Genomic DNA, 26,856 nt, shown 5'->3' with positions numbered 1-26,856 from the left:
TCTGTCATAAGCCGCGCCGCGCGTGTCTGGCGCGCGCTTCGCTGCTCTTCGGTGACGCGCCAGTTGTCATGGCACTACACTTGCTCGAAGGTCCCGGTTGCCGCTGTGGTGCCCCTCGTGCCTCAGCGCGCCCTACGCAAAGGAGTCGTCGCTCATGCCGCAATCCCCCTCGAAGTCCTCTTCCGATCTCGACACCCTCGCCATCAACACTATCCGCACGCTGTCCATGGACGCGGTGCAAAAAGCCAATTCCGGTCACCCGGGTACGCCAATGGCGCTCGCACCGGTCGGCTTTCACCTGTGGCAAAACCACCTGCGCTATGACCCGGCTGAGCCGCTGTGGCCGAATCGCGACCGCTTCGTGCTGTCGGTTGGCCATGCGTCCATGCTGCTGTACTCGCTGTTGCACCTGACCGGGGTGAAAGCCGTCGATCACGCCGGTAAGCCAACGGGTGGTCCGGCCGTATCGCTGGATGACATCGAGCATTTTCGGCAGCTCGACAGCAAGACGCCAGGTCACCCCGAATACCGCATGACAACGGGTGTCGAAACAACAACCGGTCCGCTTGGGCAGGGGCTTGGGAATAGCGTCGGCATGGCAATGGCCGGGCGCTGGTATGAGTCGCACTTCAACAAGCCGGATGCGCAGATCTTTGACTATCACGTGTATGCGCTGTGCGGCGACGGCGACATGATGGAAGGCATCTCGCATGAAGCTGCGTCCATGGCGGGGCATCTGAAGTTGTCGAATCTGACCTGGATCTACGACAGCAACCGCGTGACCATTGAAGGTCACACGGACCTCGCGTACAGCGACGACGTGGAAACGCGTTTCAAGGGCTATCACTGGAACACCATCCACGTTGACGACGCCAACGACGGCGCCGCGCTCGAAGCTGCGCTGAACCAAGCGAAGGCCAACACTGACGCACCTACGCTGATCGTGGTGAAAAGCATTATCGGCTGGGGCGCGCCGCACAAGCAGGACACCTCCGCGGCGCATGGCGAACCGCTGGGCGTGGACGAAATCAAGCTCGCGAAGAAGTTTTACGGCTGGCCGGAAGATTCGAGCTTCCTCGTGCCGGACGGGGTGTATGAGCACTTCAACGAGGGCATCGGCGCACGCGGCAAGGCGGCCCGCGTTGCGTGGCAAAAGAGTTTCGATGACTACGCGAAGAAGTACCCGGATCTGGCGAAAGAGTTTGCGCAGATCGAAGCGCATGAGTTGCCGGACGGTTGGGACGCGGATATCCCCACGTTTGACGCCGATGCGAAGGGCATGGCGTCGCGGGAATCGTCGGGGAAGGTGTTGAACGCCATTGCGAAGCGTTTCCCGTGGATGATCGGCGGTTCGGCGGATTTGTCGCCATCGACGAAGACCGATATGAAGTTCGAAGGCGCGGGCAGTTTCGAGCACGACAACTACGGCGGCCGCAACCTGCACTTCGGCATTCGCGAGCACGTGATGGGCGCGATCTGCAACGGCATCGCGTTGTCGAATCTGAGGCCCTACGGCTCCACGTTCCTGATTTTCAGCGACTACATGAAGCCGCCTGTCCGGCTTTCGGCCATCATGGAAGTGCCGGTGATCTACGTGTTCACGCACGATTCCATCGGCGTGGGCGAAGACGGTCCGACCCATCAGCCGATCGAACAACTGGCCTCGTTGCGCGGTGTGCCGGGGCTCAGCACGTATCGTCCGGGCGACGCAAATGAGGTTGCCGAGTCGTGGCGTGCCGCACTGGCTGAGCCGCAACGTCCGGCGTGCATCGTGGTGTCGCGCCAGCCAATGGCGACTTTCGACCGGTCGAAATATGCATCGGCGAAGGGCGTTCACAAGGGGGCGTATGTTCTCGCCGACGCTGAAGGCGGCAAGAAGCCGGAAGTCATCCTGATGGCGACGGGCACTGAAGTATCGGTGTGCGTCGACACATATGAGAAGCTCAAGAGCGAAGGGATCGCGGCACGGGTCGTCTCCATGCCGTCATGGGACCTGTTCGAACGGCAGGACAGCGCCTACAAGGATTCCGTGTTTCCGCCGGATGTCGATGCGCGTGTTTGTGTGGAGCAGGCAGGCACGCTCGGCTGGGATCGCTACGTTGGCCGTCTCGGTTCGCAGATCGTGATGCATACATTCGGGGCGTCGGCCCCGCTTTCCGACCTGAAGAAGAAATTCGGCTTCACGCCGGAACACGTCTACGACGAAGCTAAAAAGCAGATCGAACGCGTCAAAACCAGCCATAAGGAGTAAGCCATCATGCAGATCGGAATTGTGGGACTAGGCCGTATGGGCGCGAACATTGCACGCCGGTTGATGCGCGGCGGGCAGACATGCGTGGTGTATGACCATGCACCCGAAGCGACGCAGGCTGTCGTGGCCGACGGCGCGACCGGCGCCACCGACCTGGGCGATCTTGTGAAGAAGCTTGCAGCGCCGCGCTCGGTCTGGCTGATGCTGCCTGCGGGCAAGATCACCGAAGACTCGCTGAACGATCTCTACGAGATTCTCGAAGCGGGCGACACGATCATTGACGGCGGTAATAGCTTCTACAAGGACGACATCGTCCACGCGGCGAAGCTGAAAGAGAAGGGCATCCATTTCGTCGATGTCGGCACGTCAGGCGGCGTGTGGGGACTCGAGCGTGGCTATTGCATGATGATCGGCGGTGAGAAGGACGTGGTGCAGCGGCATGATCCGATTCTCTCGGTACTGGCTCCGGGACGCGGCGATATTCCCGCCACACCGAATCGCGAGGGACGCGATACGCGCGTGGAAAACGGTTATATGCACGTGGGGCCGGTGGGGGCGGGTCATTTCGTGAAGATGGTGCATAACGGGATCGAGTACGGTCTGATGCAGGCGTACGCGGAAGGGTTTGACATCCTGAAGCACAAGTCGTCGACCGATCTGCCCGAGGCGCAACGCTACGATCTCGACATTGCAGACGTGGCTGAGGTATGGCGGCGTGGCAGCGTGGTGTCGTCGTGGCTGCTCGACCTGACCGCGGGTGCGCTGGCCGGTAACAGCACGCTCGATAAATACTCCGCCGAAGTGGCCGATAGCGGCGAAGGGCGGTGGACTATCGAGGCGGCACTCGAGGAGGCGGTGCCCGCGCAAGTTTTATCGGCCGCGCTGTATGCGCGGTTCCGCTCGCGCGAGGAGAATTCGTTTGCCGACCGGATGCTATCGGCAATGCGATTCGGGTTTGGCGGCCACAAGGAGTTCAGCCCAGGACTGAAGTAAGTTGGTTTTCCCGCTGAGTTTTCCGCAGCGGCGAGCGGATTGAAGGACGTTCAAAAGCCCGTTTCAACTCACGTTGGAACGGGCTTTTTCGAGTACGACGGCGTCAAGCGTTCTATCGTTCAGTCACTTCACCTAACGCATCATCCGTCGACGGAACAGCACTGCGCAGATAAAAAATGGCACGATTGCATACGCCACAAGCACAGCCACATGCAGCACCACATGTTCTGCCGGACGGTCGAGCATCGCGGGCCGGATCAGCGCGACCGCGTGCGACAACGGCAACAATAGCGAGACATGTTGCGCCACCGCCGGCAACTGCGTGAGTGGGAAAAACACGCCGGAGAGCAGCAGCATGGGCGTGAGCGCGAGCGTCTGATAGAACATGAAGAAGTCGTAACTCGGCGCCACCGCGGTCACGATCATCGCCGTGCTGGAAAACGCCAAACCCGTCAGGATAATCACGGGCAACGCATAAAGCATCGTCGGAAAACTTGCGTAACCGAGCACGCCGGCCACGAGCATGATCGCTACGCCCGACAGCACCGATTTGCTTGCCGCCCACACAATTTCCGCGAGCACGATATCGCCCAGCGTGAGCGGCGTATGCATGATCGCTTCCCATGTGCGCTGCACATGCATGCGCGAGAAGCCGGAGTACATGGCCTCGAAACTCGCCGACATCATTACGCTCGACGCAACCGTACCCGCTGCAAGAAACGCGATGTACGAAACACCGTCCACGTGGCCGACCATCAAGCCGAGTCCGAGACCCAGGCCGAACAGATAGATCATCGGATCGGCGAGATTGCCGAACATCGACGCAATCGCGAGCTTTTTCCAGACGAGATAATTTCGCCGCCAGACCGACATCCAGTTCGATGCGTTTGCGGGCATCGCACTCAAGAAGGGCTCGCGATAACGCTTGAGTTGCGACTTACCTACTGCGCGAGTTGCGCGCGAAGGTGACGCAGCGGGCGCAGAAGATTCAGCGGTGTTCACATTCGGGTCGCTCGACATCGATCAGTCCACCATCTCGCGGCCGGTCAGGCGCAAAAACACATCTTCAAGATTCGCCGGCCGGTGCAGATAACGTACGCCGGGCCGCCCCTTGACGCGTTGATGCACGGGAGCAGGGTCATCGACGTAACAAAACAGCGTCTCGCCGCTGATCTCCATGCGACCGACGAACGGCAAAAGCTCGTCGCGCAGGGCTTGCGGATCAGGACCGTAGATCTCGATCACGTCGCAGCCGATTACCCGTTGGATCAAGTCGTCGGGTTTGCCTTCGGCCACTTTGCGGCCTTCCTCTATGACGCACAGGCGGTCGCAAAGCCGTTCGGCCTCCTCCATGAAGTGGGTGGTGAGCAGAATCGTCTTGCCGCGCGCAAGCAGCGAGCGCAGCCGTTCCCAGATCAGATGCCGGGCTTGCGGATCAAGCCCGGTGGTCGGTTCGTCCATGACCAGCACGTCGGGATCATTTACGAGTGCGCGCGCTAGCGTCAGCCGCCGCTTCATGCCGCCCGATAGCTCGCCGACCCGCGCGTTCGCCTTGCTTTCCAACCGCGCGAATTCGAGCAGCGATGGCACCACGGCTTCAATCTCGCTGCCGCTCATGCCGAAATACCGGCCGAATACGAGCAGGTTTTCGCGGACGGTGAAGTCCGGATCGAGGTTGTCGAATTGCGGCACTACGCCTACACGGCGCCGGGCGTAACGAGCGCGCGAGGGGATCGGTTCATCGACGAGACGGATCGTGCCCGCATCCGGCGCGGTCAGCCCGAGCAGCATCTTGAGTGTGGTCGTTTTGCCCGCCCCGTTGGGACCAAGCAGGCCGAAGCACTCGCCGGGCTGGACGTGGAACGACAGGCCGTTCACGACCGTCTTGTCACCGTAGTGTTTTTCAACGTCGATAAATTCGATCGCCGGATTTCCCGGCGCGGCGGTCGTACGGGTTGCATTGCTGGGTAACACGGCTGCATCTGACATGCGCAAACTCAGGTGTTGGGTCGGAAATTCGGTTTGAAGACAAGCTAACTAGTTTAATCGATTGCACCAACGAGGCGCGTCCGGCCGCGCGACCTGCACTGCGCACGCGCACGCACGCCATTTTGCGGTCGCCGGGCGCTGGTGCCGCGCGCGGACTAGCGGCCGGAAAGCCCGCCCATCATAGGATTCACGTACCTGGCACGGTGTCCGCTTGGCGTTTCGCAAACGAGCGGGCCGCATTAGCGTTTTCCATCGTTGCCACCGTTTCAGCGACGCACCATGATGAAGGCAACGCGGCTCGGGTTTTGTCGCCCGCCCGGCCCACGGGGCAGAATCCGCAAGACCACGACGACCGTTTTTTGATGCCCTTTGCTGCTTTCGCGCAGCGCGGAGAACCACCATGGCGAGCTACCGAAAAATCCTGTTGTGTTACGACGGCTCCCGCGAAGGGCGTAAGGCGTTACGGGACGGCGCGAATCTGGCGCTCGACCTGAAAGCCGAAACGCATGTGCTTGCCGTGGTCGACATGCGTTCCAGTATTGCGCAAAGTGCAGGCCTTCTCACCGATATGGCGTGCGGCCGTTTCGAAGACGCCGCCCGGGACATCCTGCGCGAAGGCGTGGAGTGGCTGACCGAGCGGGGCGTGCCGGCGCAGGGCCACTTTGCGTTCGGCCATCCTATCGATGAAATCGCCGGGCTCGCTCAGAGCTTGCAGGTGGATCTGGTGGTCGTGGGACACCGGTGCCGCACGGGTCTTGCGCGCTGGTGGATGGGCGCGGGTAACACGCCGCTGATGGATCGGGTGTCGTGCAGCATTTTGGTGGCGGTGTCGCCGACGGGTACATCCGCGGAACAGGAAGACGCCGCGCATGCGGCGATGCCCGCGAAAGCCGAGGCCAGTGTTTGATGCAGCGGCCGGCCTGCCGAGAGCGGCATTAGGCTAAATTGGGCTGAGTGGGTGCCGCTTTCTGCGAGGGAGCCTGCAACCAGCAAGCAGCAGCAACTGGACAGGCAGTCCCGTTGCTGCAGGAAAGCTGATGGCTCGCCTAGCCGTCGTTCAACTCCACCGCGACCAGTTTCCACGAGAACAACCCGGAGCGCCGGAGAATGGCCGAATAGCGCGCGTCGCCGGTTCCATGCTGGTAATTCACCGCGAAAGTATCGAAACTTCGATACCCCGCCGTGGTTTGCGGCGGTGGCTTCGGTGCGGACGGTGAGGCTACGGCAGGCGCCGGTTGGGCGGGCGCGGACGGTTGGGGTTGAGGCGTTTGCGCGGCTCCCGGACCCGCAACAACAGCGCCGTTTGCCTCGGACGGGACCGGCGGTTTCTCGCCCGGATCCCCCCTTGGTGGGATGCCATTGAGAATAGCCGCCACTCCGTCGGGCGTTGCATACGAATCGACCAGCGGGCCGATTAGCGCCGCGCCAATCATGGCGCCGATCATCGCTAACGGATTGCCGCTCTTCTGTATGTCGATCTTTCGGGTCAACAACTGCCCGACCTGGTCCTTCAGGCTTTCACGCAGCAGCGGAAAGTCGACGTACTGATTCACGGTTTGAGCGTCCCGGGCGTCGGCGGCGCGTTTCAATCGGTCGAGCGCGATATATGGCGACGCGTAGATCACACCGAGCACCGCCACGACAACAATAACCAACAACGCAATAACAACGGATCTGCTGGTACGGGACATACGCTAAGGCGCCTTTTTGGCTGATAAGGGTGATGCCGCTCGAATTCAGGAGTTGAGGTCAGACGCGGAGACCTGAGACACGGAGGCCGGAGACACGGAGGCTTGAGACGACTCAACCCTTGGATGGACCGCAACGGCGCCAGAATTATCCCCACGAATTTCTTCGCTTCTGAAAATCAGGCGAGCAATCCGCCTTCAACGCCTGCCCGCTCCTCGTCGATACAGCGGTCGATCATTCGCGATACCGCCTCAATATTGCCAACCATGATGACTCGCGACTCACCGCGATAAACCCGCACCGGCGCACGTTGCTCGGCCCGAGCATGCACCGACGCACTCAGCGATACCCGGGCGAACGCCGGCTGCCGCGAGGGCAGGAGGGGCAGTTCATCGAAGAGATCGGGGGTGTCTGCGGGCTTTGGTGTCTTGCAGGAGATCAGTGAGCGCAGATGCCGCAAACGGCCAAACTCGCGGAATTGCCGAAACGACAGCGGCGTACGTGCCGTTGGTGCGAAAGATGCCGATAAAAACGAAGCAGAAAACAGCCGGGCGAATCGTTCCATGATGTTTCTCCGATAACCGATGACAATAGGACGCGCGCCGGTTCATCGCGAATGCGATGCCCGTCACGCTTTATAGGGCCGGAATTCAAGCGCAGTACGGCTGGAGGCAGGAATACCCGGAACACCCGGGAACCCCGCCGCCGCTCTGCAAATCAGCAAACAGAAATCAAGACAGAGACTGAAAACCTTGCAAAAATCAAAGCTCGCCGGAACGAATCAATCCGACTGCAATACCTTCCAGCGCAAAGTCGTCGCTGCCTGACGCGACGAAGATGTTCTCGTAATCAGGATTTTCAGCGATCAGTTCAACGCCATCTGGACGACGTTTCCAGCGTTTCACCGTGACGTCGTCGCCGATTCGCGCCACGACGATCTGCCCGTCTTTAGCCTCGTTTTTCTTCTGCACGGCGAGCAAATCACCGTCGAAGATGCCTGCGTCGCGCATGGAAAGACCGCGCACCTTCAACAGATAGTCCGGTTTGCTGGAAAACAGCGCCGGGTCACAGGCGTAATGCTGGGAGATATGTTCCTGCGCGAGGATCGGGCTACCAGCCGCCACGCGCCCGACCAGCGGCAATTGCATGATGCTGGCATGCGGCAACGTGAACTGATGGGGTCCATCGTCCAGGCCGCCATTGGTCAGCAAGCGAATGCCACGCGATGAACCCGCCGCCAGTTCAATTACCCCTTTACGCGCCAGCGCCCGAAGATGCTCTTCGGCGGAGTTAGCGGAGCTAAAACCAAGCTCGGCTGCGATCTCGGCGCGCGTGGGCGGAAACCCCGTGCGTTCGATCGCGCGCTGGATCAGTTCGAAAACTTCTTGCTGCCGCGCAGTCAGTTTGCTCATTTTGGTCACGTGCTTTTGCCCCTTGTATGGCCGGTCGTCCACTGTATGGATGAACAGATGCCTGTAGTTTTATACAGTATTCGGCGCTTTTCAAGCTTTACTTTAAGTTCGACGTCGTCAGAACCACACAGAGGCCACAAACACGGTGCTTCAACGCCCGTTTGACGGTCGCAACGCCGCTTCCAGCCTTCATTAGCACTTTTTGATCTAAAAGAATGAATAACAATTATTTTTAATAATGAAAGCTCGCCGATAGACTCGGCTGCTCAAACACATAAGACGGGGAACGGGGCAATGTTGAGTCGGAATTCGGGGTGGGGCGCGCGTGCAAGGAAGCTGTTTGCCACGGTGGTGATCGGGGCAGCGTCGGCGACCGGGATGACCGCGGCAATGATTGCGCAAGCGCATGCCGACACGTCGTTCCTGAACGTGTCGTACGACCCGACGCGTGAGTTGTACCAGGACTTTAATCAGGCTTTCGGCAAGAAATGGAAGGCGGAGACCGGAGAGAGCGTCACCTTCAAGCAATCGCACGGCGGCTCGGGCGGTCAGGCGCGCTCGGTCCTCGACGGTTTGCAAGCCGATGTGGTGACGTTGGCGCTGGCCTATGACATTGATGCGCTCGCAGCCAAGGGACTGGTTGCTCAGGATTGGCAGAAGCGTTTGCCGGACAACGCATCGCCGTACACATCGACCATCGTGTTCCTCGTGCGCAAAGGCAACCCGAAGCAGATCAAGGACTGGCCGGACTTGCTCAAGCCGGGCGTGTCCATCGTGACCCCGAATCCGAAGACCTCGGGCGGCGCGCGCTGGAATTACCTCGCAGCGTGGGCTTACGCAGAACATCTGCCGGGTGGCAACGCAACGACCGCCAAGGACTTCGTGACCAAGCTCTATAAGAATGCCGGCGTGCTGGATTCGGGAGCACGGGGCGCGACGACGAGTTTCGTTCAGCGCGGGCAGGGCGACGTGCTGATCGCGTGGGAAAACGAGGCGTTCCTGTCGCTGAAGGAATTCGGTTCGGACAAGTTCGAGATCGTTGTGCCGTCGGTGAGCATCCTGGCGGAGCCGCCGGTCGCGGTCGTCGACAAGGTCGTGGATCGTCATGGCACGCGCAAGCTGGCTGAGGCGTACCTCAAGTATCTGTATAGCGAGGAAGGCCAGGAGATCGCGGCACGCAACTTCTATCGACCACGCTCCACCGCAGTTCCCGCAGCACTGACGAAGCAGTTCCCGAAGATCAAGCTCTACACCATCGACGACTCGTTCGGTGGCTGGACCAACGCACAAAAGACGCATTTCGCCGATGGCGGTGTCTTCGATTCGATCTATCAGCCGCAGTAAGCACGGCGGCATGAAGGACAGCATCGCCGGCGCTTATGCGCTCGCGGTGCTGTAGTCGTAAAGAAGCTTGAAATAACACTACGGCCGCACAGACGGCCATGAAACCAACCCGAAGCTCGACCCCGAAGCGCCGTCCCCGCGGCGCGGCGGAACTGGATGATTCACGCATGACGACTTTCACTTTCCGCAAGCCCAGCGCACTGCCGGGCTTCGGCCTGACGCTCGGCATCACGGTGGCGTATTTGAGCCTCGTGGTGCTGATCCCGCTTGCCGCGACCTTCGCCAAGACGGCTACGCTCGACTGGGCGACGTTCGTGCGCGCGGTCACTTCGCCGCGCGTGCTGGCGTCGTATCGGCTGACGTTTGCGGCTGCCCTCGGAGGCGCGCTGATCAACGCCGTGTTCGGTTTCCTCGTGGCGTGGGTGCTCGTGCGCTATACGTTCCCGTTCAAGCGCGTGGTGGACGCTGTTGTCGATTTGCCGTTTGCGTTGCCGACTTCCGTTGCGGGCATCGCGCTTGCCGCGGTGTATGCACCGAATGGCTGGATCGGCCAGTTTCTCGCGCCGCTTGGGATCAAGGTGGCCTTCACGCCTTTGGGCGTGCTCGTGGCGCTGACGTTTATCGGCTTGCCGTTCGTGGTGCGCACCGTGCAGCCCGTGCTGGAAGATTTCGAGCGCGAGCAGGAAGAAGCGGCTGCGTGCCTTGGCGCCACGCGCTGGCTGACGTTTCGCCGCGTGGTGCTGCCGTCACTGTTTCCCGCGATCCTGACCGGTTTCGCGCTCGCGTTCGCGCGCGCATTGGGCGAATACGGGTCGGTGATTTTCATCGCGGGCAATGTGCCGATGAAGTCCGAAATCACGTCGCTGCTGATCATCACGAAGCTCGAACAATACGACTACGCCGGAGCCACCGCGATCGCCGTGGTGATGCTGTGCGTATCGTTCCTGATGCTGCTGCTGATCAACACGTTGCAATGGTTCCTGCAACGGCGCACGAGTCGCGGTGGAGCAGGTCCTGCGCCCGCTTCGGCCGGTGCATTGCAGATTGACGGGGCAAAAGCATGAGCACCGTCAACCAGAAAACCGTGGATGCCACCACGGCCCGCGTGACTGAGCACCGACTTGATCCGGTTACCGAACCCCGTGTCGTGCGATGGGTCCTGACGGCCATCGCGCTGATTTTCCTGGCGCTGTTTCTCGTCGTGCCGCTCGTTGCCGTCTTCGCGCAAGCGTTCGCGAAGGGCGTGGACTATTACTTCGATTCGCTGAAAGACCCCGACGCGTGGTCCGCCATCAAGCTCACGCTGATCGTCGCCGCAATTGCGGTGCCGCTGAACGTGGTGTTCGGGTTGACGGCGTCCTGGTCCATCGCGAAGTTCGAATTTCGCGGCAAAGCCTTCCTCACGACGCTGATCGACTTGCCGTTTTCGGTGTCGCCGGTCGTCTCGGGCCTGATCTATGTGCTGATGTTCGGCGCGCAAGGCTGGTTCGGTCCCTGGCTCATCGATCACAACGTGCAGATTATCTTCGCGGTGCCGGGCATTGTGCTCGCCACTGTCTTCGTCACGTTCCCGTTCGTCGCACGCGAGTTGATCCCGCTGATGCAGGCGCAAGGCAACGACGAAGAGGAAGCCGCGCACGTACTGGGCGCTTCGGGCTGGCAGATCTTCCGCCGCGTGACGCTGCCGAACGTGAGGTGGGGTTTGCTGTATGGCGTGATTCTCTGCAATGCACGTGCGATGGGCGAGTTCGGCGCGGTATCGGTGGTATCGGGCCATATCCGCGGACAAACCGACACCATGCCGCTGCATGTAGAGATTCTCTACAACGAGTACAACTTTTCGGCGGCGTTCGCCGTGGCGTCGCTGCTTGCGCTGCTCGCGCTCGTCACACTCGGGCTGAAGCTGCTCGCCGAGCGCCGCATGTCGCAGTCGATTGAAGCAGTGCAGGCACGCCCCGCCGAGTTGCCGGTCGCGTCACTCCAGAACTAGAAGGCGAAAATCACCATGAGCATCATCGTTCGCAATTTGCAGAAGCGCTTTGGCGATTTCGTCGCGCTGGATAACGTCTCGCTCGACTTCCCGTCGGGCGAGCTCGTCGCGCTGCTCGGGCCGTCAGGCTGTGGCAAGACCACGCTGCTGCGCGTGATCGCGGGGCTGGAATACGCGGACGCCGGCTCGGTCGTGTTGAACGGCGAGGATGTGGCGTCCGTGGGCGCGCGGGAGCGGCAGGTCGGTTTCGTGTTCCAGCATTACGCGCTTTTCCGTCACATGACCGTGTTCGAGAACGTGGCGTTCGGCTTGCGCGTGAAACCGCGCAAGGAGCGGCCGTCCGAAGCGGTGATCCGCGAGAAAGTGCATGAATTGCTGAAGCTCGTGCAACTCGACTGGCTGGCGCAACGGTTTCCATCGGAGCTCTCAGGCGGGCAGCGGCAGCGGATCGCGCTGGCCCGGGCGCTTGCAGTCGAACCGAAGGTCCTGCTGCTCGACGAACCATTCGGCGCGCTCGATGCCAAGGTCCGCAAGGAACTCCGTAGCTGGCTGCGGCGTCTGCACGACGACCTGCATATCTCGACTATTTTCGTCACGCACGACCAGGAAGAGGCGCTTGAAGTCGCGGATTGGATCGTGGTGCTCAATCGTGGGCATGTGGAGCAGGTCGGCAGTCCGCAAGACGTCTATGATCATCCGCAGACATCGTTTGTATACGAGTTTCTGGGCGCGGCGAACCGGCTCAAGGGCAGCGTGGATGCGAACGGTTTTGTGGCGCAAGGCGCCGCGCAGCCGATCGCAACCGTTGCAAATTTCACGGGTCCGGCGTTCGCGTATGTACGGCCGCACGACCTGACGCTGTTCCCGACTGCTTCCGGTCATCGCGATGGCATCGTAGTCGATGTGCGCCGCGTCGTGACGCTGGGCGGTTCGGTGCGTGTGGATCTGGAAGGCGCTGAAGGAAACGTGCTGGAAGCGGAACTGGATCGCGAAACCTGGCGTGGATTAAATCTGAATATTGGTGACGGCGTGACCGCCGTGCCGCGTGTTCTGCGCGTGTTCCCGGCGCATTGAGCCTATTGAATCAAGAATACTGAAAAAGAGAGGCTGACATGAACTTCCAGCAATTGCGATTCGTACGTGAAGCCGTCCGGCAGAACATGAATCTGACCGAGGTCGCGAACGTGCTTTATACGTCCCAATCGGGTGTATCGAAGCAGATCAAGGATCTTGAGGACGAACTCGGTGTCGATATCTTCATCCGACGCGGCAAGCGTCTCACGGGCCTGACCGAGCCGGGCAAAGAGGTGCATCAGGTGATCGAGCGCATGCTGCTCGATGCCGAGAACCTGCGCCGCGTCGCCCGCCAGTTCGCCGATCAGGACAACGGTCATCTGGTCGTGGCGACCACCCATACGCAGGCGCGTTACGCGCTGCCCAAGGTGATCCGCCAGTTCACCGAGGTCTTCCCGAAGGTCCATCTCGCGCTGCGTCAGGGCAGTCCGCAACAGATCGCGCAGATGATCATCAACGGCGAAGCGGACATCGGCATTTCGACGGAAGCGCTTGACCGGTACCAGGATATCGTCACGTTCCCGTGCTATACGTGGCATCACACGGTGGTCGTGCCAAAGGGACATCCGCTGGTCGGCCGTGAAAATATCACGCTGGACGAGATCGCCGAATATCCGATCATCACCTATGACCACGACTTCACCGGTCGCTCGCACATCGATCAGGCGTTTGCGAAAGCGGGCGCGCTGCCGGACGTGGTGTTGACCGCTATTGATGCCGACGTCATCAAGACGTACGTGGAACTGGGTATGGGCATTGGCATTGTGGCGGCGATGGCCTTCGACGAAAAACGCGATACCGAACTCGTCGCGCTCGACACGCAGCATCTGTTCGAAGCCAGCACCACGCGCGTGGGCTTGCGGAAGGGTGCTTTCCTGCGCGCGTATGCGTACAGGCTGATCGAGATGTTCGCGCCGCAACTCGATGAAGCGCAGATCGCGGCGCAATTGCGGGAAGCTGCGTAGCCTTTAAAAAAGCTTAAAGCGTGTAAGGAGCAGCCAGCCGCCGCTCCGCTACAATTGTGGCCATGAACTCCTCACACACTTCTTTGCCGCGGATTGCGGTGCTGGCCACCGGCGGAACCATCGCGGGCGAGGCCGGCGATGCCTCGAAAACCTCGGGTTACAAGGCCGGCGTGGTCGGTGTCGATAAACTGCTCGGCGCCGTGCCTTCGCTCTCGCAAGTCGCGCAGATCCAGGCCGAGCAGGTAGCGAGCATCGACAGCAAGGACATGACACCCGCGCTGTGGGCTACGCTCTGCACGCGGGTGAATGCGTTGCTGGCGCAGGACGATATCGAAGGCATCGTCATTACGCACGGCACCGATACGCTCGAGGAAACCGCCTACCTGCTGCATCTGACCGTTAAAAGCGACAAACCGGTCGTGCTCACGGCAGCCATGCGGCCAGCCACCGCTTTATCCGCCGATGGCCCGCTGAACCTCCTCAACGCGGTAACGGTAGCGGCGAGCCGGGCGTCGTGGAAGCAGGGCGTGCTGGTCGCGTTCAACAACCAGATCCACTGCGCCCGCGACGTGACCAAGACAAGCACCTATGCCGTCGATGCCTTCCGTTCGCCCGAAGGCGGTGCGCTCGGCTGGGTGCAGGACGGGCAGGTGGAATTCCAGCGTTCAGTGGTCAGGGCGCATACGCTGCATAGCCCGTTCCAGATGCCCGCTGAACTGCCCGCGGTCGAGATCGTGACGAGTTACGCGGGGGCGTCGCGAGCGGCTATCGATGCATTCGTTGCCGCCGGCGTCAAAGGGCTCGTGATTGCAGGCACGGGCAACGGCTCGATTCATTCGACGCTGCAACAGGCTGTCGCCGATGCGGTCAAACAAGGCGTGGCGGTGGTCCGGTCGTCGCGGGTTGGCGCCGGGCATGTGATGCGCAATGGCGCGGCGCCCGACGATGCGCTCGGCTCGATCACAGCGGGCGCTTTGAACCCGTACAAGGCGCGCGTGCTGCTGATGCTGGCGTTGGCGGCGGGCACCGCACCGGCAGACCTGCAACGCGTCTTCGATACGTACTGAAGCAGAACCTTCCGCATGAGCGTTGCAAAAGCTCACCCCAGCATCTTTCGATACTGCACAAAGCCGGACCGGTCCGCGATACGGTCATACAACTGCATCGCATCGGTATTGGTTTCGTGAGTCAGCCACCAGACGCGCGAGCACTGCGCTTGCGCGGCCTTTGCATAGACATGCTCAATGAGCTTGCGTCCAATTCCGGCTCCGCGAATAACCGGTTCCACGTATAAATCCTGCAGATAACAGTAGTCGCCTTCAGTCCAGCACGACCGATGCATGATCCAATGCACTATTGCGACTATACGGCCGTCCATGACCGCCACCGCCGCGAATACCGGCTCCGCCGGATCGAGCATGCGGGCCCACGTGCGCCGGGTCGTGTCCATGGGGATATCGGTCTTGTAGAACGCTTGATACCCGCGCCATAGGGCCAACCACGCATCGAAGTCGGAAGCCGCCACCGATTTGATCTCGATAGGAGTTGTCGATGTCATGGGCGTGGTTTCCTGGCATTTGGGATTGGGCGAAATAGCGAGGGAGATCATAGAGCGCCTGCCCGCAACCCAAAAGAGCCAGCGCAGGTCGTTTGGAGGGAGCCACGCCCGGACTCGTCGTTCCAACAAAAAACGCGACCCGAGGGTCGCGTTCTCATTCAAGCATCCAACCAGTCTTGATCAAGCCAGCGCGGGAATCCGCAGAACCTGTCCCGGGTAGATCTTGTCCGGGCTCTTGAGCATCGGCTTGTTGGCTTCGAAGATCACGTCGTTCTTCGCGCCGTTGCCGTAGTACTTGTCGGCGATCTTCCAGAGGTTGTCGCCGGAAGCCACCGTATGAAATTGCGAAACGGGCGTGGGGGTTGGTACGGTCAGTTGGTCGTCGACCTTGTCCACATGCTGCACGTTACCCGCTGCCACGAGGATCTTTTCCTTCGTCGCCTGATCGGCGGCCTGGCCGCTCACCGTGACCGTATGCGACGCGCCATCGAAGCTGACTTGCAGGTTGTCGGCGTTCAAGCCTTGCGTGCGGATATACGCCGCAATGGCGTCGCCGGCCGTCTTGTTGAGCGCGGCGACATCAACGGGTGGGGCGGCACCGGCGGGCGCTGCTTTAGCGGTAGTCGATACAGCGCCGAATAACTTCTCGCCAGCGTCCTTCATGAAACTGAGAATGCCCATGTTGCAACTCCTGTAATAACCGGGTAGATCGGCTTGATAGAGCCGAGCCATTTAGTCTCCAGAACTAAGCGATAGTTCTCGGATTTCACCGATGGAATTGTCAAACTGTGTGGATGGGCATTTTTGAGCGCATAAGGAAACAAAGCAATAAAAGATCCGGCAAGGCGGACACCCGGCAATGACGTCTGACCGACCAAGGCTTCCACGTCATCACCGGGCGCCGCTTGACGGACCCCGCTTTATTGCACTTTCTGCAACCGGCTATGCGTAGAGGTGCACTGTGGGTACACGTACGCGTCAGCCGGTTTTCAAGCAGTTCATTCGGTAACCTGATGATTCGACATCAGTTCCAGCGCCCGAACCATTCCAGAGTGATCCCACTCACGTCCGCCGTTCGCCACGCACACGCTGAACAACTGCTGCGCGCTCGCCGTGTGCGGCAAAGCAAGACCCAGTTTCTTCGCGCTTTCCAGCGCGAGGTTCAAATCCTTCTGATGCAATTCGATCCGAAAGCCCGGGTTGAACGTACGCTTGGTCATGCGCTCGCCGTGAACTTCCAAGATCCGCGATGCCGCGAAACCACCCATCAACGCACGCCGCACGCGCTCGGGATCCGCACCGGACTTCGAAGCGAACAGCAACGCTTCGGCCACCGCTTCAATGTTCAACGCCACGATGATCTGGTTCGCGACCTTGCACGTTTGTCCCGCGCCGTTATCGCCGATGAGTGTCACGTTCTTGCCCATGACATCGAAGAGCGGCTTTGCGCGTTCGAACGCCGCTTCCGGTCCTCCGACCATAATTGTCAACGATGCTTCACGCGCGCCGACTTCGCCGCCTGACACCGGTGCATCGAGATAATCGCAGCCTAGCGCGTTGATTTTCTTCGCGAACGCTTGCGTTTCGAGCGGCGAGATGGAGCTCATGTCGATCACGAGCTGGCCTTTCTCGAGTCCCTTCGCCACGCCGTCATCGGCAAAGAGGACGTTAGCGACATCGGGCGTGTCGGGCACCATGATGATGACGATTTCGCTTGCTCGAGCGACGTCGGTCGAGCTGTCGACTACTTTGCCCAGGGGGCGCAGGTCGTCCGGCACGGGGTACGCGCCGTTCAGCACCAGCGAATGGCCTGCTTTCTTCAAATTGCGCGCCATGTGCGCGCCCATGATGCCAAGGCCGATAAATCCGATTGTTGCCATTGTGTGTGTCTCCTCCAGTTGTTCAGGCCACTGCTTTACGCGACTGCGCGCGCAGTCTTCCAGTCAGCGATTTCCTGCAGCCAGCCAAGGCCGGCTACAGTCGTGCCGCGCGGTTTGTACTCGCAACCGATCCAGCCGTCGTAGCCGATTGAATCCAGCAGCGAGAACAGGAACGGATAGTTGATCTCTCCCGTGCCCGGTTCGTTGCGGCCCGGGTTATCGGCCAGTTGAATATGCGCAATTGACGGCAGGTTGCGCTTGATCGTGGCAGCCAGTTCGCCTTCCATGCGCTGCATGTGATAGATGTCGTATTGCAGGAACAGGTTGTCCGACCCTACGTCGCGAATCACGTCCAGTCCTTCCTGTGACCGGTTCAGCGCGAAGCCGGGGATATCGAAGTGATTGCACGGCTCGACCAGCAGCCTGATGCCTTCCTTCTTAAGCGCGGCGGCTGCGAACTTCAAGTTTTCGACGATGGTCGCCCGCGCTTCTTCACGGCTCACCGAAGCCGGCGGAATGCCGACAAGACAGTTCAGTTGCGGCACGTTCAGCGCCTTCGCGTACTCGATCGCCCGTGTTATGCCCTCACGGAATTCTTCCTGGCGATCGGGCAGGCAAGCGATGCCACGCTCGCCTGCTTCCCAATTCCCGGCCGGCAAGTTATGCAGCACGAGCTGGAGATTGTTGGCGTCCAGACGTTGACGCAGTTCTGCCGCCGGGTACGGATACGGGAACAGGAACTCGACCGCTTCAAAGCCCGCCTCCGCTGCCGCCGCAAAGCGGTCGAGGAACGGCACTTCGTTGAACAGCATGGTCAGGTTTGCGGCAAATTTCGGCATGATTTTTATTCTCTCTCAGGCGGTATGCGCAATGGCCGTCGGTGCGTCCTGCTCGCTTTCTGCGAGCGGTTCGAATTCGTTGATCGCATCGATCTCCGTGCCCATCGCGATGTTCGTCACACGCTCGAGGATCACTTCAACGATGATCGGCACGCCGAATTCCGCAAGCATTCCCTGGGCCTTGCGAAGGGCGGGAGCCAGGTCTTCCGGATTGAAGACGCGCACTGCCTTGCAGCCGAGTCCTTCAGCCACTGCGACGTGATCGACGCCATAGCCGTTCAGATCGGGCGCGTTGATGTTCTCGAAGGCGAGCTGGACGCAGTAGTCCATATCGAAGCCGCGTTGCGCCTGACGGATCAGGCCGAGGTACGAGTTATTCACGACCACGTGGATGTACGGCAGCCGGAATTGCGCGCCAACGGCGAGCTCTTCGATCATGAACTGGAAGTCGTAATCGCCCGAGAGCGCGACGATCGGCCGTTGCGGGTCCGCTGCACGGACACCGAGTGCCGCCGGAATGGTCCAGCCGAGCGGTCCGGCCTGACCGCAATTGATCCAGTTGCGCGCTTTGTACACATGCAGGAACTGCGCGCCGGCGATTTGCGACAGACCAATCGTCGAGACGTAGCAGGTATCGCGGCCGAAGACCTTGTTCATCTCTTCGTAGACGCGTTGCGGTTTCATCGGCACGTTGTCGAAGTGCGTCTTGCGATGCAGCGTGCGCTTGCGTTCCTGGCACTCGCCGACCCACGTCCCCCGATCCTTCAGCTTGCCCGCGGCTTTCCATTCACGTGCCACTTCGACGAACAATTCGAGCGCGAATTTGGCGTCGGAGACAATGCCGAGATCCGGGCCGAACACGCGGCCGATCTGCGTTGGCTCAATGTCCACGTGCACAAACGTACGGCCCTTCGTATAAACCTCGACGCTGCCCGTGTGACGGTTGGCCCAGCGATTGCCGATACCGAGCACGAAGTCGGATGCGAGCATGCTGGCGTTGCCGTACCGGTGCGCGGTTTGCAAGCCGCACATGCCGGCCATCAGCGGATGGTCGTCGGGGATTGCGCCCCAGCTCATCAGCGTGGGGATGACCGGGACGTTCATGATTTCCGCGAACTCGACCAGCAGATCTTCGGCCGCAGCGTTCAACACACCGCCGCCGGAAACGATCAGCGGCCGCTCTGATTCGTTCAACATCGACAGGGCTTTTTCAACCTGTCCACGCGACGCTTTGGGCTTGTAGACGGGCAGGGGTTCGTACGTGTCGATATCGAACTCGATTTCCGCAAGCTGCACGTCGATCGGCAGGTCGACCAGCACCGGACCCGGACGGCCTGAGCGCATCAAGTGGAATGCTTGCTGGAACACGCGCGGCACGAGTGCCGGTTCACGCACGGTCACCGCCCACTTGGTCACCGGCTTGGCGATCGATTCAATATCGACGGCCTGGAAGTCTTCTTTATAAAGACGCGCACGCGGCGCCTGGCCCGTAATTGCCAGAATAGGAATGGAGTCAGCCTGGGCGGAGTACAACCCCGTGATCATGTCCGTTCCCGCCGGTCCCGACGTGCCAATACACACGCCGATATTGCCCGGCGCCGCCCGCGTATAACCTTCGGCCATATGCGACGCGCCTTCCACGTGGCGCGCCAGCACGTGGCCGATGCTGCCAGCCCGTTGCAGGGCGGAGTAGAACGGGTTGATCGCCGCGCCCGGAACGCCGAACGCCATTTCGATCCCTTCTTTTTCCAGCACGAGAACGGCTGCGTCGACTGCTCGCATTTTTGTCATGAGTGTCTCCTTCCATTGTGTTCTGCTGCATTGCGCCGTTGCGCAATGTCGTTAAGGGGACTTTATGCGTATGCCGGAGTGTTGATAAGATCAGCCAGAGTCGTTTGATCCGATACAAAAAGTACGGAATGGAGACGTAAGAATGGACCGCTTCAGGCAGATTGAGACGTTCGTAAAGGTCGCCGAGGCCGGCAGTCTGGCCGCGGCGGCGTTGGAGGAGGGCGTGTCGCCGGTGATTCTGGGGCGGCGTATTGATGCGTTGGAGAAGCGTCTGGGCGTCAAGCTGATGTACCGGTCCACGCGCCGTCTAGTGGTAAGCGAGGAGGGCGCGGCGTTCCTGGAGCGCTGCCGGGGCTTGCTGGCGGACTGGAACCAGGCGGAAGACGAACTCGCCGACGGCCAGCGCACAGTCGACGGCCACCTGATCGTCTCGGCACCGGCAGCTTTCGGACGAATGCATGTGGCGCCCCATGCGCCGGGTTTTCTCGTCGATAAACCCGCGTTACAGATGTCGTTCAACCTGAACGACCGCGTGGCCGACCTGATCCGCGAGGGTTACGACCTGTCGATCCGCATAGGCGGGGCGGTCGATCAGAACTTCGTTGCCGTGAAACTCGCCGATAACCGCCGGGTGGTCTGCGGCACGCCGGCGTATTTCAAGAAGCACGGCAAGCCGAAATCGCTCGATGACCTGCCGCGCCACAACTGTCTCGCGTTCAATTTGCAGGGTGGCCAGAATCGCGGCTGGTATTTCCGTCGCAACGGCAAACTCGCGACGGTGCGTGTCGCGGGCAACCTGGATTGCAACGACGGCGAATTGCTGCACCGCTGGGTGTCAGAAGGGTATGGGCTTGGCTGGCGCTCGACCTGGGAAATCCAGCGTCAACTGGCGAATGGCGAGCTGGAAACCGTTCTGGACGAGTTCGCGCTCCCCGATTACGACATCCTCGCGGTCTATCCACAGCAGCGCTACGTGCCGGCGAAAGTGCGCTACTTCATTGATTATTTGAAGAAAATATACGCACAGCCGGACTATTGGAGCCGCGAAAGGTGACTTTCCCAGCCTGTCCGGCCCGTGCGCGACATGCAGATGCTAAGCCATTGAAAACACAGCGGAAGTAATGCGCGAAACGCGTAAATCAGTTGTGTGGCCGGCCGTATCTCGCTATAATCGCTGGCTTCTCTCTTGCCGCACCGGTCCGACGCCCGGGTGGCTTTATATCCTCAAGGAGTAACAATGCGTCATTACGAAATCGTATTTATCGTGCATCCGGATCAAAGCGAGCAAGTGCCCGCCATGATCGAACGGTACAAGACCACGATCACCACACACGGTGGTTCGATCCATCGCATCGAAGACTGGGGCCGCCGTCAGCTGGCTTACATGATCGAGAAGCTTGCGAAGGCTCACTACGTGTGCATGAACATTGAATGCAGCCAGGAAACGCTCGAAGAACTGGAACACGCGTTCAAGTTCAACGACGCTGTGCTGCGTCACCTCATCGTCAAGCTGAAGAAGGCCGAAACCGGCCCGTCGCCGATGATGAAGGAAGTTCACCGCGAAGAAGCCAAGAAGGCGGCCAGCCAGCCGTCGACTGAAGCGCATGCAGCTCCGGCCGCAAGCTCGCAGGCAAACTAATCAAGAAGGCGACTTTTAAGGTCGTCGCGTCACCAGGAATCAAGTGAACCGGCTGCAACTGACAGCAAGCGTTGTGGAGCGAGAACCGGTGCGGTACACCCCCGCCGGCGTCCCCATAGCGAGTTGCACGTTGCATCACCGTACGGAAGTCGTCGAAGCGGGCATTGCCCGGCAAATCGAACTGACTCTCCCGGCGGTCGCGGCCGGTGCTGCGAGCGGCAAGCTGGAAGGCCTGACAATGGGCGTGGAAACGCTCTTCACGGGTTTTATGGCCAAGAAAAGCCGCAACGCGCGAACCCTGGTGTTTCACATCACAGAATTGCAGGATATTGGAAAGGACTGAACATGCCCCGCCCGACTGGTAAGAAATTCGACAAACGTCGTCAGCAACAAAACCCGCTCTTCAAGCGCAAGAAGTTCTGCCGTTTCACCGCGGCCAATGTCGAGTACATCGACTACAAGGACACGGAAACGCTGAAGGACTTCGTTGGTGAGAACGGCAAGATCACGCCGGCTCGTCTGACAGGAACGAAGGCTCACTACCAACGTCAGCTCGATACGGCTATCAAGCGCGCTCGTTTTCTCGCGCTGCTGCCGTACACCGACCTGCACAAGGCCTAATCAGACGACGCAATAAGGAAAAAGCCAAATGCAAATCATTCTTTTGGAAAAAGTCGTCAACCTGGGCAACCTGGGCGACATCGTTCGTGTCAAGGACGGTTATGCACGTAACTTCCTGATCCCGGGCAAGAAGGCCCGCCGTGCAACGAAGGACGCGATCGCGGAATTCGAAGTGCGCCGTGCTGACCTGGAAAAAGTTGCCGCTGAAAAGCTGGCAGCCGCTACGGCCCTGGGCGAAAAGCTGAGCGGCGCGACCGTTCAGATCTCGCAAAAGGCTGGCGTCGACGGTCGTTTGTTCGGTTCGGTGACGAACGCGGACATCGCCGAAGCGCTGAAGAAGCAAGGCCTGGCTGAAGTCGAAAAGTCGCAAGTGCGTCTGGCCGACGGCCCGCTGAAGCTGGTTGGCGATCACGCCATCCAGGTTGCACTGCACACCGACGTGGTTGTCGACGTGACGGTGTCGGTGCTGGGCGAACACGCTTAAGTGGTTTTCGTCCGCCTCGGCCGCCGGGCTTAGCCTGGGCGCCGGTGCAAAGTAGTGCCGCAGTAAAAGAAAGGCGGGAACCGCGAGCGGTTCCCGCCTTTTTGTTTTTCCGGCCTCGCCGCCGCCCGTCATTTCGCCGATAATTCCTCCCCATGAACGCACCGTCGAAAGATCCCCAATTGGATGCGCTGAAGGTCCCGCCGCATTCCATCGAAGCCGAGCAGTCCGTCATTGGCGGCTTGCTGCTGGATAACGCCGCATGGGACCGTATTGCGGACGTGATGTCGCACGGCGATTTCTACCGCTACGACCATCGGATCATTTATGAGGCGATCGGCAAGCTGATCGCGACCACGCGCCCGGCCGACGTGATCACCGTCTACGAGGCGCTGACGAATACCGGGAAGGCCGAGGAAGTGGGCGGCCTGGCGTACCTGAACGCGCTCGCGCAGAACACGCCGAGCGCCGCGAACATTCGCCGTTATGCGGAAATCGTGCGGGATCGAGCGGTGTTGCGCCGCCTGGTTTCAGTCGCCGATGAAATTTCCGCCGATGCCTTTAATCCGCAAGGCAAGGAAGTGCGCCAGTTGCTGGATGAGGCCGAGGCGAAGGTGTTCTCGATCGCGGAAAGCGGCGCGCGTGGCACGCAGGGCTTTCTCGAGATCGGGCCGTTGCTGACGCAAGTGGTTGAGCGTATCGACACGCTGTATCACACCGCGAACCCGAGCGATGTGACCGGTACGCCGACGGGTTTCGTCGATCTGGACCGCATGACCTCGGGTATGCACGGTGGCGAACTGATCATTGTGGCGGGCCGGCCGTCGATGGGTAAAACCGCGTTCTCGATGAATATCGGTGAATATGTGGCCGTTGAATATGGTTTGCCGGTAGCGGTGTTTTCCATGGAAATGCCGGGCACGCAGCTCACCATGCGTATGTTGGGCTCGGTGGGCCGTTTGGATCAGCACAGAATGCGAACCGGCCGTCTCACCGACGAAGACTGGCCGAAGCTCACGCACGCAGTGCAGAAAATGAGCGAGGCGCAAATCTTTATCGATGAAACAGGTGGTTTGAACCCAATGGAACTGCGCTCGCGCTCGCGCCGTCTGGCGCGGCAATGCGGCAAGCTGGGTTTGATCATCGTGGATTATTTGCAGCTCATGTCCGGTTCGGGTTCGGCCGGTGAAAACCGCGCGACCGAAATTTCGGAAATCTCGAGGTCACTCAAAAGTCTCGCCAAAGAACTGGATGTTCCCGTGATGGCGCTTTCGCAGTTGAATCGCGGGTTGGAGCAGCGTCCGAACAAACGCCCGATCATGTCGGACTTGCGTGAATCCGGCGCTATTGAACAGGACGCGGACGTGATTCTGTTCATTTACCGCGACGAGGTCTACAACCCGGACAGCCCGGACAAAGGCACGGCCGAGATCATCATCGGTAAGCAGCGTAACGGACCAATCGGTCCCATTCGACTCACGTTCCAAGGTCAATACACGAAGTTCGAGAATTTTGCCGGCGCGCAGAATTTCTACGGCGACTAGGGAACTTACCCGCGAACTTATTGGCCGTCCGCACTCGATTTGACGTCCGTCAGGGTGCGGCGGTGGTTCCGCGAAGGTACAATGTGGCGGTTTTATGTCAGCGCCATTTTGAGCCACTTTCCGGGATTTTCATGTTCGGTCGATTCATGCCCACTGAGGGCAAATTTTTCGAAATCTTTAATGCGCACGCAAAGTGCATCGTTGACGCGAGTCACGAGCTCGAACTGCTGATCGACAACATGGACCAGATGGAGGTCCATAAGCAGAACGTCCAGACAAACGAAAAACGTGCGGACAAGCTCACGCACGAAACCATCGATCTACTGCACAAGACCTTCATCACGCCGCTGGACCGGGACGAAATCCACAAGCTCATCACGACGATGGACGACATCCTCGACCTGATGGAAGACGTCGCCACCGCCATTTCGCTTTACGACGTGCGCGAATCGACCGCGGAAATGAGCCAGCTCGCGCATATCTGCACGGCCACCTCCGAGCGTGTGCAGCAAGCCGTCAAGCTGCTCGCCGACATGAAACGCGCCAGCGAAATCCTCAAGATCTGCGAAGAAATCGACCGTCTGGAATCGGACGCCGACCGCGTGCTGCGCTCGGCCATGTCGAAACTCTTCCGCGAAGAGGACAACGTCAAGACGCTGATCAAGCTCAAGGCAATCTACGAGTTGCTCGAGACGATCACAGACAAATGCGAGGATGTCGCGAACATCATCGAAGGCATCGTGCTGGAAAACGCCTGAACGCCTGAACGTTTAATTCAGCCGCGCCACTCACTCGATAAACGATGCATTCGATTCAACTCGCCCTCTGGGCTGTCATTACGCTTGTCGTGGTCGCACTCGTGTTCGACTTCATGAACGGCTTCCACGACGCCGCCAACTCCATCGCAACCGTTGTGTCCACGGGCGTGCTGAAACCTCAGCAAGCCGTGGCATTCGCCGCCGCGTTCAACGTCATCGCGTATTTCATCTTCCATTTAAAGGTCGCCGCCACTGTCGGCAAAGGGACGATCGACCCGGCTATCGTCGATCAATATGTGATCTTCGGTGCGCTTGTCGGGGCGATCGGCTGGAACATCATCACGTGGCACTACGGAATTCCATCGAGTTCGTCGCACGCGCTGATCGGCGGCCTGGTCGGCTCGGCGTGGGCGAAGTCAGGGTGGGGCTCGTTGAATATGGAAGGCTTGCTCAAGACCGTCTCGTTTATCTTCATCTCGCCGGTGCTGGGCTTCGTGCTGGGGTCGCTGTTCATGCTGATCGTGTCGTGGATGTATTTCCGCACGCCACCCTCCAAGGTGGACCGGCGATTCAGACGCTGGCAGCTTATATCGGCTGGGGTGTATAGCCTTGGGCACGGCGGCAACGACGCGCAGAAGACCATCGGCGTTATCTGGATGCTGCTGATTGCGGCGGGGTATGCGTCAGCAACGGCCGACGCGCCGCCGATCTGGGTGATCGGCGGCTGCTATCTGTCGATGGGGCTCGGCACGTTGTTCGGCGGCTGGCGCATCGTGCGCACGATGGGTCAGAAGATCACGAAGCTCAAGCCGGTCGGAGGATTTTGTGCGGAGTCGGGCGGGGCGATTACGCTGTTCGTCGCGTCGTTTCTCGGTATTCCCGTGTCGACCACGCACACGATCACCGGCGCGATTGTAGGTGTAGGCGCTACGCAGAAGTTCAGCGCAGTGCGTTGGGGCGTGGCGGGCAACATTGTCTGGGCCTGGATCCTGACCATTCCGGCGTCTGCCGTGATGGCCGCCGCCGCTTGGTGGCTCGGACATCGCTTTCTTCCTTGAACGCAACGAGCCGTTCCCGGGTGACTTACTTTTAAGTCACCCGCGCTTCGTGCGTCAAATCAATGGCGCGCTGACACCGTCCATAGGTATGATCGCGCCCGATACGTAACTCGCCCGACGGCTCGCCAGGAACAGTGCGACGTCTGCGATCTCCTCGGGTTTCGCGTATCGTCCAAGCGGCACCTTTGCCTGGCTTTGCGCCAGCGCTTCATCTCGCGTGACACCCAGTCTCTGTGCCTCGAGCGCTAACGATTCCTCCACGCGTTCCGTCAACGTCGCGCCCGGATTGATCGCGTTGATGCGAATGCCCAGCTTTGCGTAGTGATGCGCGAGACCGACGGTTGCCAGCATCAGCGCGGCATTCGCCGCGCCGCCCGCGATATGAATATCGCTCGCGAACTTCCCACCCATCCCGATGATGTTCACCACCGCGCCCGGCTCGGCCTTGGGGTTCGCTTTCAGCCGTTCGGCCATTTGCTTCAGCACGGCTTGCTGGGGGTAGATGCAGGGAAAATATTTCGCTTCCATCGCGGCCTTGTAGCCCGCGGCATCGAGGAGATCGGGATCGTAGCGTTTGGCGGCCCCCGCGCAATTCACGAGAATATCGATCGGACCAAGCGCACCCGTCGCTTCTTCCACTACGTCTTGCGCGCTGTGCGCTTCGTGAAGGTCGGCACGCGCGAGATGCACGTGAAACCCATCTTTCGCGAGTTCTTCGCGTGCGCGGGCGAGGTTTGCCGGATCGCGTGAAACAATCGCGACGCGCGCACCTTCCGCTGCAAATGCCCGCGCGCACGCGAAGCCAATACCCTTGCTGCCGCCCGTGATGAGCACGATCTTGCCGGCGAGTCCCAAGTCCATGAGGTTCACTCCTTTTGAGGCCGATGGTCGATTCGACGGTCAATTCGATGACGCGTGGAGTCGTTATCGAGACACGATAGCAGACGCTGGGAAGTGTGTGCGGTTCAGAAAAACGCGCT

Annotated in this window: 29 protein-coding genes; 17 read left to right on the top strand and 12 right to left on the bottom strand. The window is 60.2% G+C overall.

The window, feature by feature from the left end; genetic code table 11:
* The first annotated feature begins 154 nt into the window (after positions 1-154).
* Both tkt and gnd read left to right on the top strand, forming a co-directional pair.
* Positions 155-2,251: a transketolase gene (gene tkt, locus BSU04_RS02335; RefSeq protein ID WP_089159073.1), complete on the top strand. Its 2,097-nt coding sequence runs from the start codon at positions 155-157 to the stop codon at positions 2,249-2,251.
* A 6-nt stretch (positions 2,252-2,257) separates the two neighbouring features.
* A complete protein-coding gene (gene gnd, locus BSU04_RS02330) occupies positions 2,258-3,244 on the top strand; it encodes a phosphogluconate dehydrogenase (NAD(+)-dependent, decarboxylating) (protein WP_089159072.1) in 987 nt (328 codons plus the stop codon).
* A gap of 132 nt (positions 3,245-3,376) precedes the next feature.
* On the opposite strand, the gene BSU04_RS02325 is transcribed toward gnd, so the two are convergent.
* Together BSU04_RS02325 and nodI are read right to left on the bottom strand one after the other, a co-directional pair.
* Positions 3,377-4,264 carry an ABC transporter permease gene (locus tag BSU04_RS02325; protein WP_089159071.1) on the bottom strand — a complete coding sequence of 296 codons (888 nt, stop codon included), beginning with the start codon at positions 4,262-4,264 and terminating at the stop codon, positions 3,377-3,379.
* Positions 4,265-4,267: 3 nt separating this feature from the next.
* Entirely contained in the window at positions 4,268-5,233 is a 966-nt protein-coding gene (gene nodI, locus BSU04_RS02320; protein ID WP_089159070.1) for a nodulation factor ABC transporter ATP-binding protein NodI, read from the bottom strand.
* Between the two features lie 400 nt (positions 5,234-5,633).
* Between nodI and BSU04_RS02315 the strand changes: the two genes are divergently transcribed.
* Positions 5,634-6,140 carry a universal stress protein gene (locus BSU04_RS02315; protein WP_089159069.1) on the top strand — a complete coding sequence of 169 codons (507 nt, stop codon included), beginning with the start codon at positions 5,634-5,636 and terminating at the stop codon, positions 6,138-6,140.
* A gap of 139 nt (positions 6,141-6,279) precedes the next feature.
* On the opposite strand, the gene BSU04_RS02310 is transcribed toward BSU04_RS02315, so the two are convergent.
* The 3 genes from BSU04_RS02310 to lexA form a co-directional block, all read right to left on the bottom strand.
* Entirely contained in the window at positions 6,280-6,924 is a 645-nt protein-coding gene (locus BSU04_RS02310; RefSeq protein ID WP_089159068.1) for a DUF2939 domain-containing protein, read from the bottom strand.
* A 176-nt stretch (positions 6,925-7,100) separates the two neighbouring features.
* Entirely contained in the window at positions 7,101-7,487 is a 387-nt protein-coding gene (locus BSU04_RS02305; protein WP_256982029.1) for a hypothetical protein, read from the bottom strand.
* Positions 7,488-7,683: 196 nt separating this feature from the next.
* The gene (gene lexA, locus BSU04_RS02300; RefSeq protein WP_089159092.1) at positions 7,684-8,334 is read right to left on the bottom strand and encodes a transcriptional repressor LexA; all 651 of its coding nucleotides are present in this window, start codon (positions 8,332-8,334) and stop codon (positions 7,684-7,686) included.
* Positions 8,335-8,628: 294 nt separating this feature from the next.
* Between lexA and BSU04_RS02295 the strand changes: the two genes are divergently transcribed.
* The 6 genes from BSU04_RS02295 (at position 8,629) to BSU04_RS02270 (ending at position 14,774) form a co-directional block, all read left to right on the top strand.
* Positions 8,629-9,678, top strand: coding sequence for a sulfate ABC transporter substrate-binding protein (locus tag BSU04_RS02295; protein ID WP_089159067.1), 1,050 nt, complete (start codon positions 8,629-8,631; stop codon positions 9,676-9,678).
* Positions 9,679-9,845: 167 nt separating this feature from the next.
* Positions 9,846-10,742: a sulfate ABC transporter permease subunit CysT gene (gene cysT / locus BSU04_RS02290; RefSeq protein WP_089159066.1), complete on the top strand. Its 897-nt coding sequence runs from the start codon at positions 9,846-9,848 to the stop codon at positions 10,740-10,742.
* Positions 10,739-11,668 carry a sulfate ABC transporter permease subunit CysW gene (gene cysW / locus BSU04_RS02285; RefSeq protein WP_089159065.1) on the top strand — a complete coding sequence of 310 codons (930 nt, stop codon included), beginning with the start codon at positions 10,739-10,741 and terminating at the stop codon, positions 11,666-11,668. The genes cysT and cysW overlap by 4 nt, the downstream gene beginning before the upstream one ends.
* Before the next feature lie 15 nt (positions 11,669-11,683).
* Entirely contained in the window at positions 11,684-12,742 is a 1,059-nt protein-coding gene (locus tag BSU04_RS02280; RefSeq protein WP_089159064.1) for a sulfate/molybdate ABC transporter ATP-binding protein, read from the top strand.
* 38 nt (positions 12,743-12,780) lie between these two features.
* Positions 12,781-13,707, top strand: coding sequence for a CysB family HTH-type transcriptional regulator (locus BSU04_RS02275; protein ID WP_089159063.1), 927 nt, complete (start codon positions 12,781-12,783; stop codon positions 13,705-13,707).
* A gap of 62 nt (positions 13,708-13,769) precedes the next feature.
* Positions 13,770-14,774 (top strand): asparaginase, encoded by a 1,005-nt coding sequence (locus tag BSU04_RS02270; RefSeq protein ID WP_089159062.1) that lies wholly within the window; start codon positions 13,770-13,772, stop codon positions 14,772-14,774.
* Positions 14,775-14,806: 32 nt separating this feature from the next.
* On the opposite strand, the gene BSU04_RS02265 is transcribed toward BSU04_RS02270, so the two are convergent.
* The 6 genes from BSU04_RS02265 to gcl all read right to left on the bottom strand — a co-directional run bounded on the left by BSU04_RS02265 (position 14,807) and on the right by gcl (position 19,775).
* Complete coding sequence (locus tag BSU04_RS02265) at positions 14,807-15,265, bottom strand: GNAT family N-acetyltransferase (protein ID WP_089159061.1); 459 nt, start codon at positions 15,263-15,265, stop codon at positions 14,807-14,809.
* Between the two features lie 180 nt (positions 15,266-15,445).
* Positions 15,446-15,946, bottom strand: a complete 501-nt coding sequence (gene lysM, locus BSU04_RS02260) for a peptidoglycan-binding protein LysM (RefSeq protein WP_089159060.1) — start codon at positions 15,944-15,946, stop codon at positions 15,446-15,448.
* The gene (locus BSU04_RS45180; RefSeq protein WP_144021102.1) at positions 15,925-16,152 is read right to left on the bottom strand and encodes a hypothetical protein; all 228 of its coding nucleotides are present in this window, start codon (positions 16,150-16,152) and stop codon (positions 15,925-15,927) included. The genes lysM and BSU04_RS45180 overlap by 22 nt, the downstream gene beginning before the upstream one ends.
* 111 nt (positions 16,153-16,263) lie before the next feature.
* Entirely contained in the window at positions 16,264-17,145 is an 882-nt protein-coding gene (glxR, locus tag BSU04_RS02255; protein WP_089159059.1) for a 2-hydroxy-3-oxopropionate reductase, read from the bottom strand.
* A gap of 35 nt (positions 17,146-17,180) precedes the next feature.
* A complete protein-coding gene (hyi, locus tag BSU04_RS02250) occupies positions 17,181-17,984 on the bottom strand; it encodes a hydroxypyruvate isomerase (protein ID WP_089159058.1) in 804 nt (267 codons plus the stop codon).
* Between the two features lie 15 nt (positions 17,985-17,999).
* Complete coding sequence (gene gcl / locus BSU04_RS02245; RefSeq protein ID WP_089159057.1) at positions 18,000-19,775, bottom strand: glyoxylate carboligase; 1,776 nt, start codon at positions 19,773-19,775, stop codon at positions 18,000-18,002.
* A 142-nt stretch (positions 19,776-19,917) separates the two neighbouring features.
* Here gcl and BSU04_RS02240 point away from each other — a divergent pair, with 142 nt between their 5' ends.
* From BSU04_RS02240 to BSU04_RS02205, 8 genes are all read left to right on the top strand, one after another.
* Complete coding sequence (locus BSU04_RS02240) at positions 19,918-20,829, top strand: LysR family transcriptional regulator (protein WP_089159056.1); 912 nt, start codon at positions 19,918-19,920, stop codon at positions 20,827-20,829.
* A gap of 183 nt (positions 20,830-21,012) precedes the next feature.
* A complete protein-coding gene (gene rpsF, locus BSU04_RS02235; protein WP_031359789.1) occupies positions 21,013-21,414 on the top strand; it encodes a 30S ribosomal protein S6 in 402 nt (133 codons plus the stop codon).
* A gap of 43 nt (positions 21,415-21,457) precedes the next feature.
* Positions 21,458-21,757: a primosomal replication protein N gene (gene priB, locus BSU04_RS02230; RefSeq protein ID WP_089159055.1), complete on the top strand. Its 300-nt coding sequence runs from the start codon at positions 21,458-21,460 to the stop codon at positions 21,755-21,757.
* Between the two features lie 2 nt (positions 21,758-21,759).
* The gene (rpsR, locus tag BSU04_RS02225; protein ID WP_047896822.1) at positions 21,760-22,035 is read left to right on the top strand and encodes a 30S ribosomal protein S18; all 276 of its coding nucleotides are present in this window, start codon (positions 21,760-21,762) and stop codon (positions 22,033-22,035) included.
* 28 nt (positions 22,036-22,063) lie between these two features.
* Entirely contained in the window at positions 22,064-22,519 is a 456-nt protein-coding gene (rplI, locus tag BSU04_RS02220; RefSeq protein WP_089159054.1) for a 50S ribosomal protein L9, read from the top strand.
* 152 nt (positions 22,520-22,671) lie between these two features.
* Positions 22,672-24,060, top strand: coding sequence for a replicative DNA helicase (locus tag BSU04_RS02215; RefSeq protein WP_031359785.1), 1,389 nt, complete (start codon positions 22,672-22,674; stop codon positions 24,058-24,060).
* A gap of 131 nt (positions 24,061-24,191) precedes the next feature.
* On the top strand, positions 24,192-24,818 hold the full coding sequence (locus tag BSU04_RS02210) for a DUF47 domain-containing protein (RefSeq protein ID WP_089159053.1): 627 nt from the start codon (positions 24,192-24,194) through the stop codon (positions 24,816-24,818).
* Between the two features lie 44 nt (positions 24,819-24,862).
* Entirely contained in the window at positions 24,863-25,876 is a 1,014-nt protein-coding gene (locus BSU04_RS02205) for an inorganic phosphate transporter (protein WP_089159052.1), read from the top strand.
* A 54-nt stretch (positions 25,877-25,930) separates the two neighbouring features.
* Here BSU04_RS02205 and BSU04_RS02200 read toward each other — a convergent pair whose 3' ends face one another.
* Positions 25,931-26,737 carry an SDR family oxidoreductase gene (locus tag BSU04_RS02200; protein WP_089159051.1) on the bottom strand — a complete coding sequence of 269 codons (807 nt, stop codon included), beginning with the start codon at positions 26,735-26,737 and terminating at the stop codon, positions 25,931-25,933.
* Positions 26,738-26,856 lie beyond the last annotated feature (119 nt).

Source organism: Caballeronia sordidicola, assembly GCF_002220365.1.
Classification (GTDB): Bacteria; Pseudomonadota; Gammaproteobacteria; order Burkholderiales; family Burkholderiaceae; genus Caballeronia; species Caballeronia sordidicola_C.
This window is presented reverse-complemented; position numbering and strand designations above follow the sequence as displayed.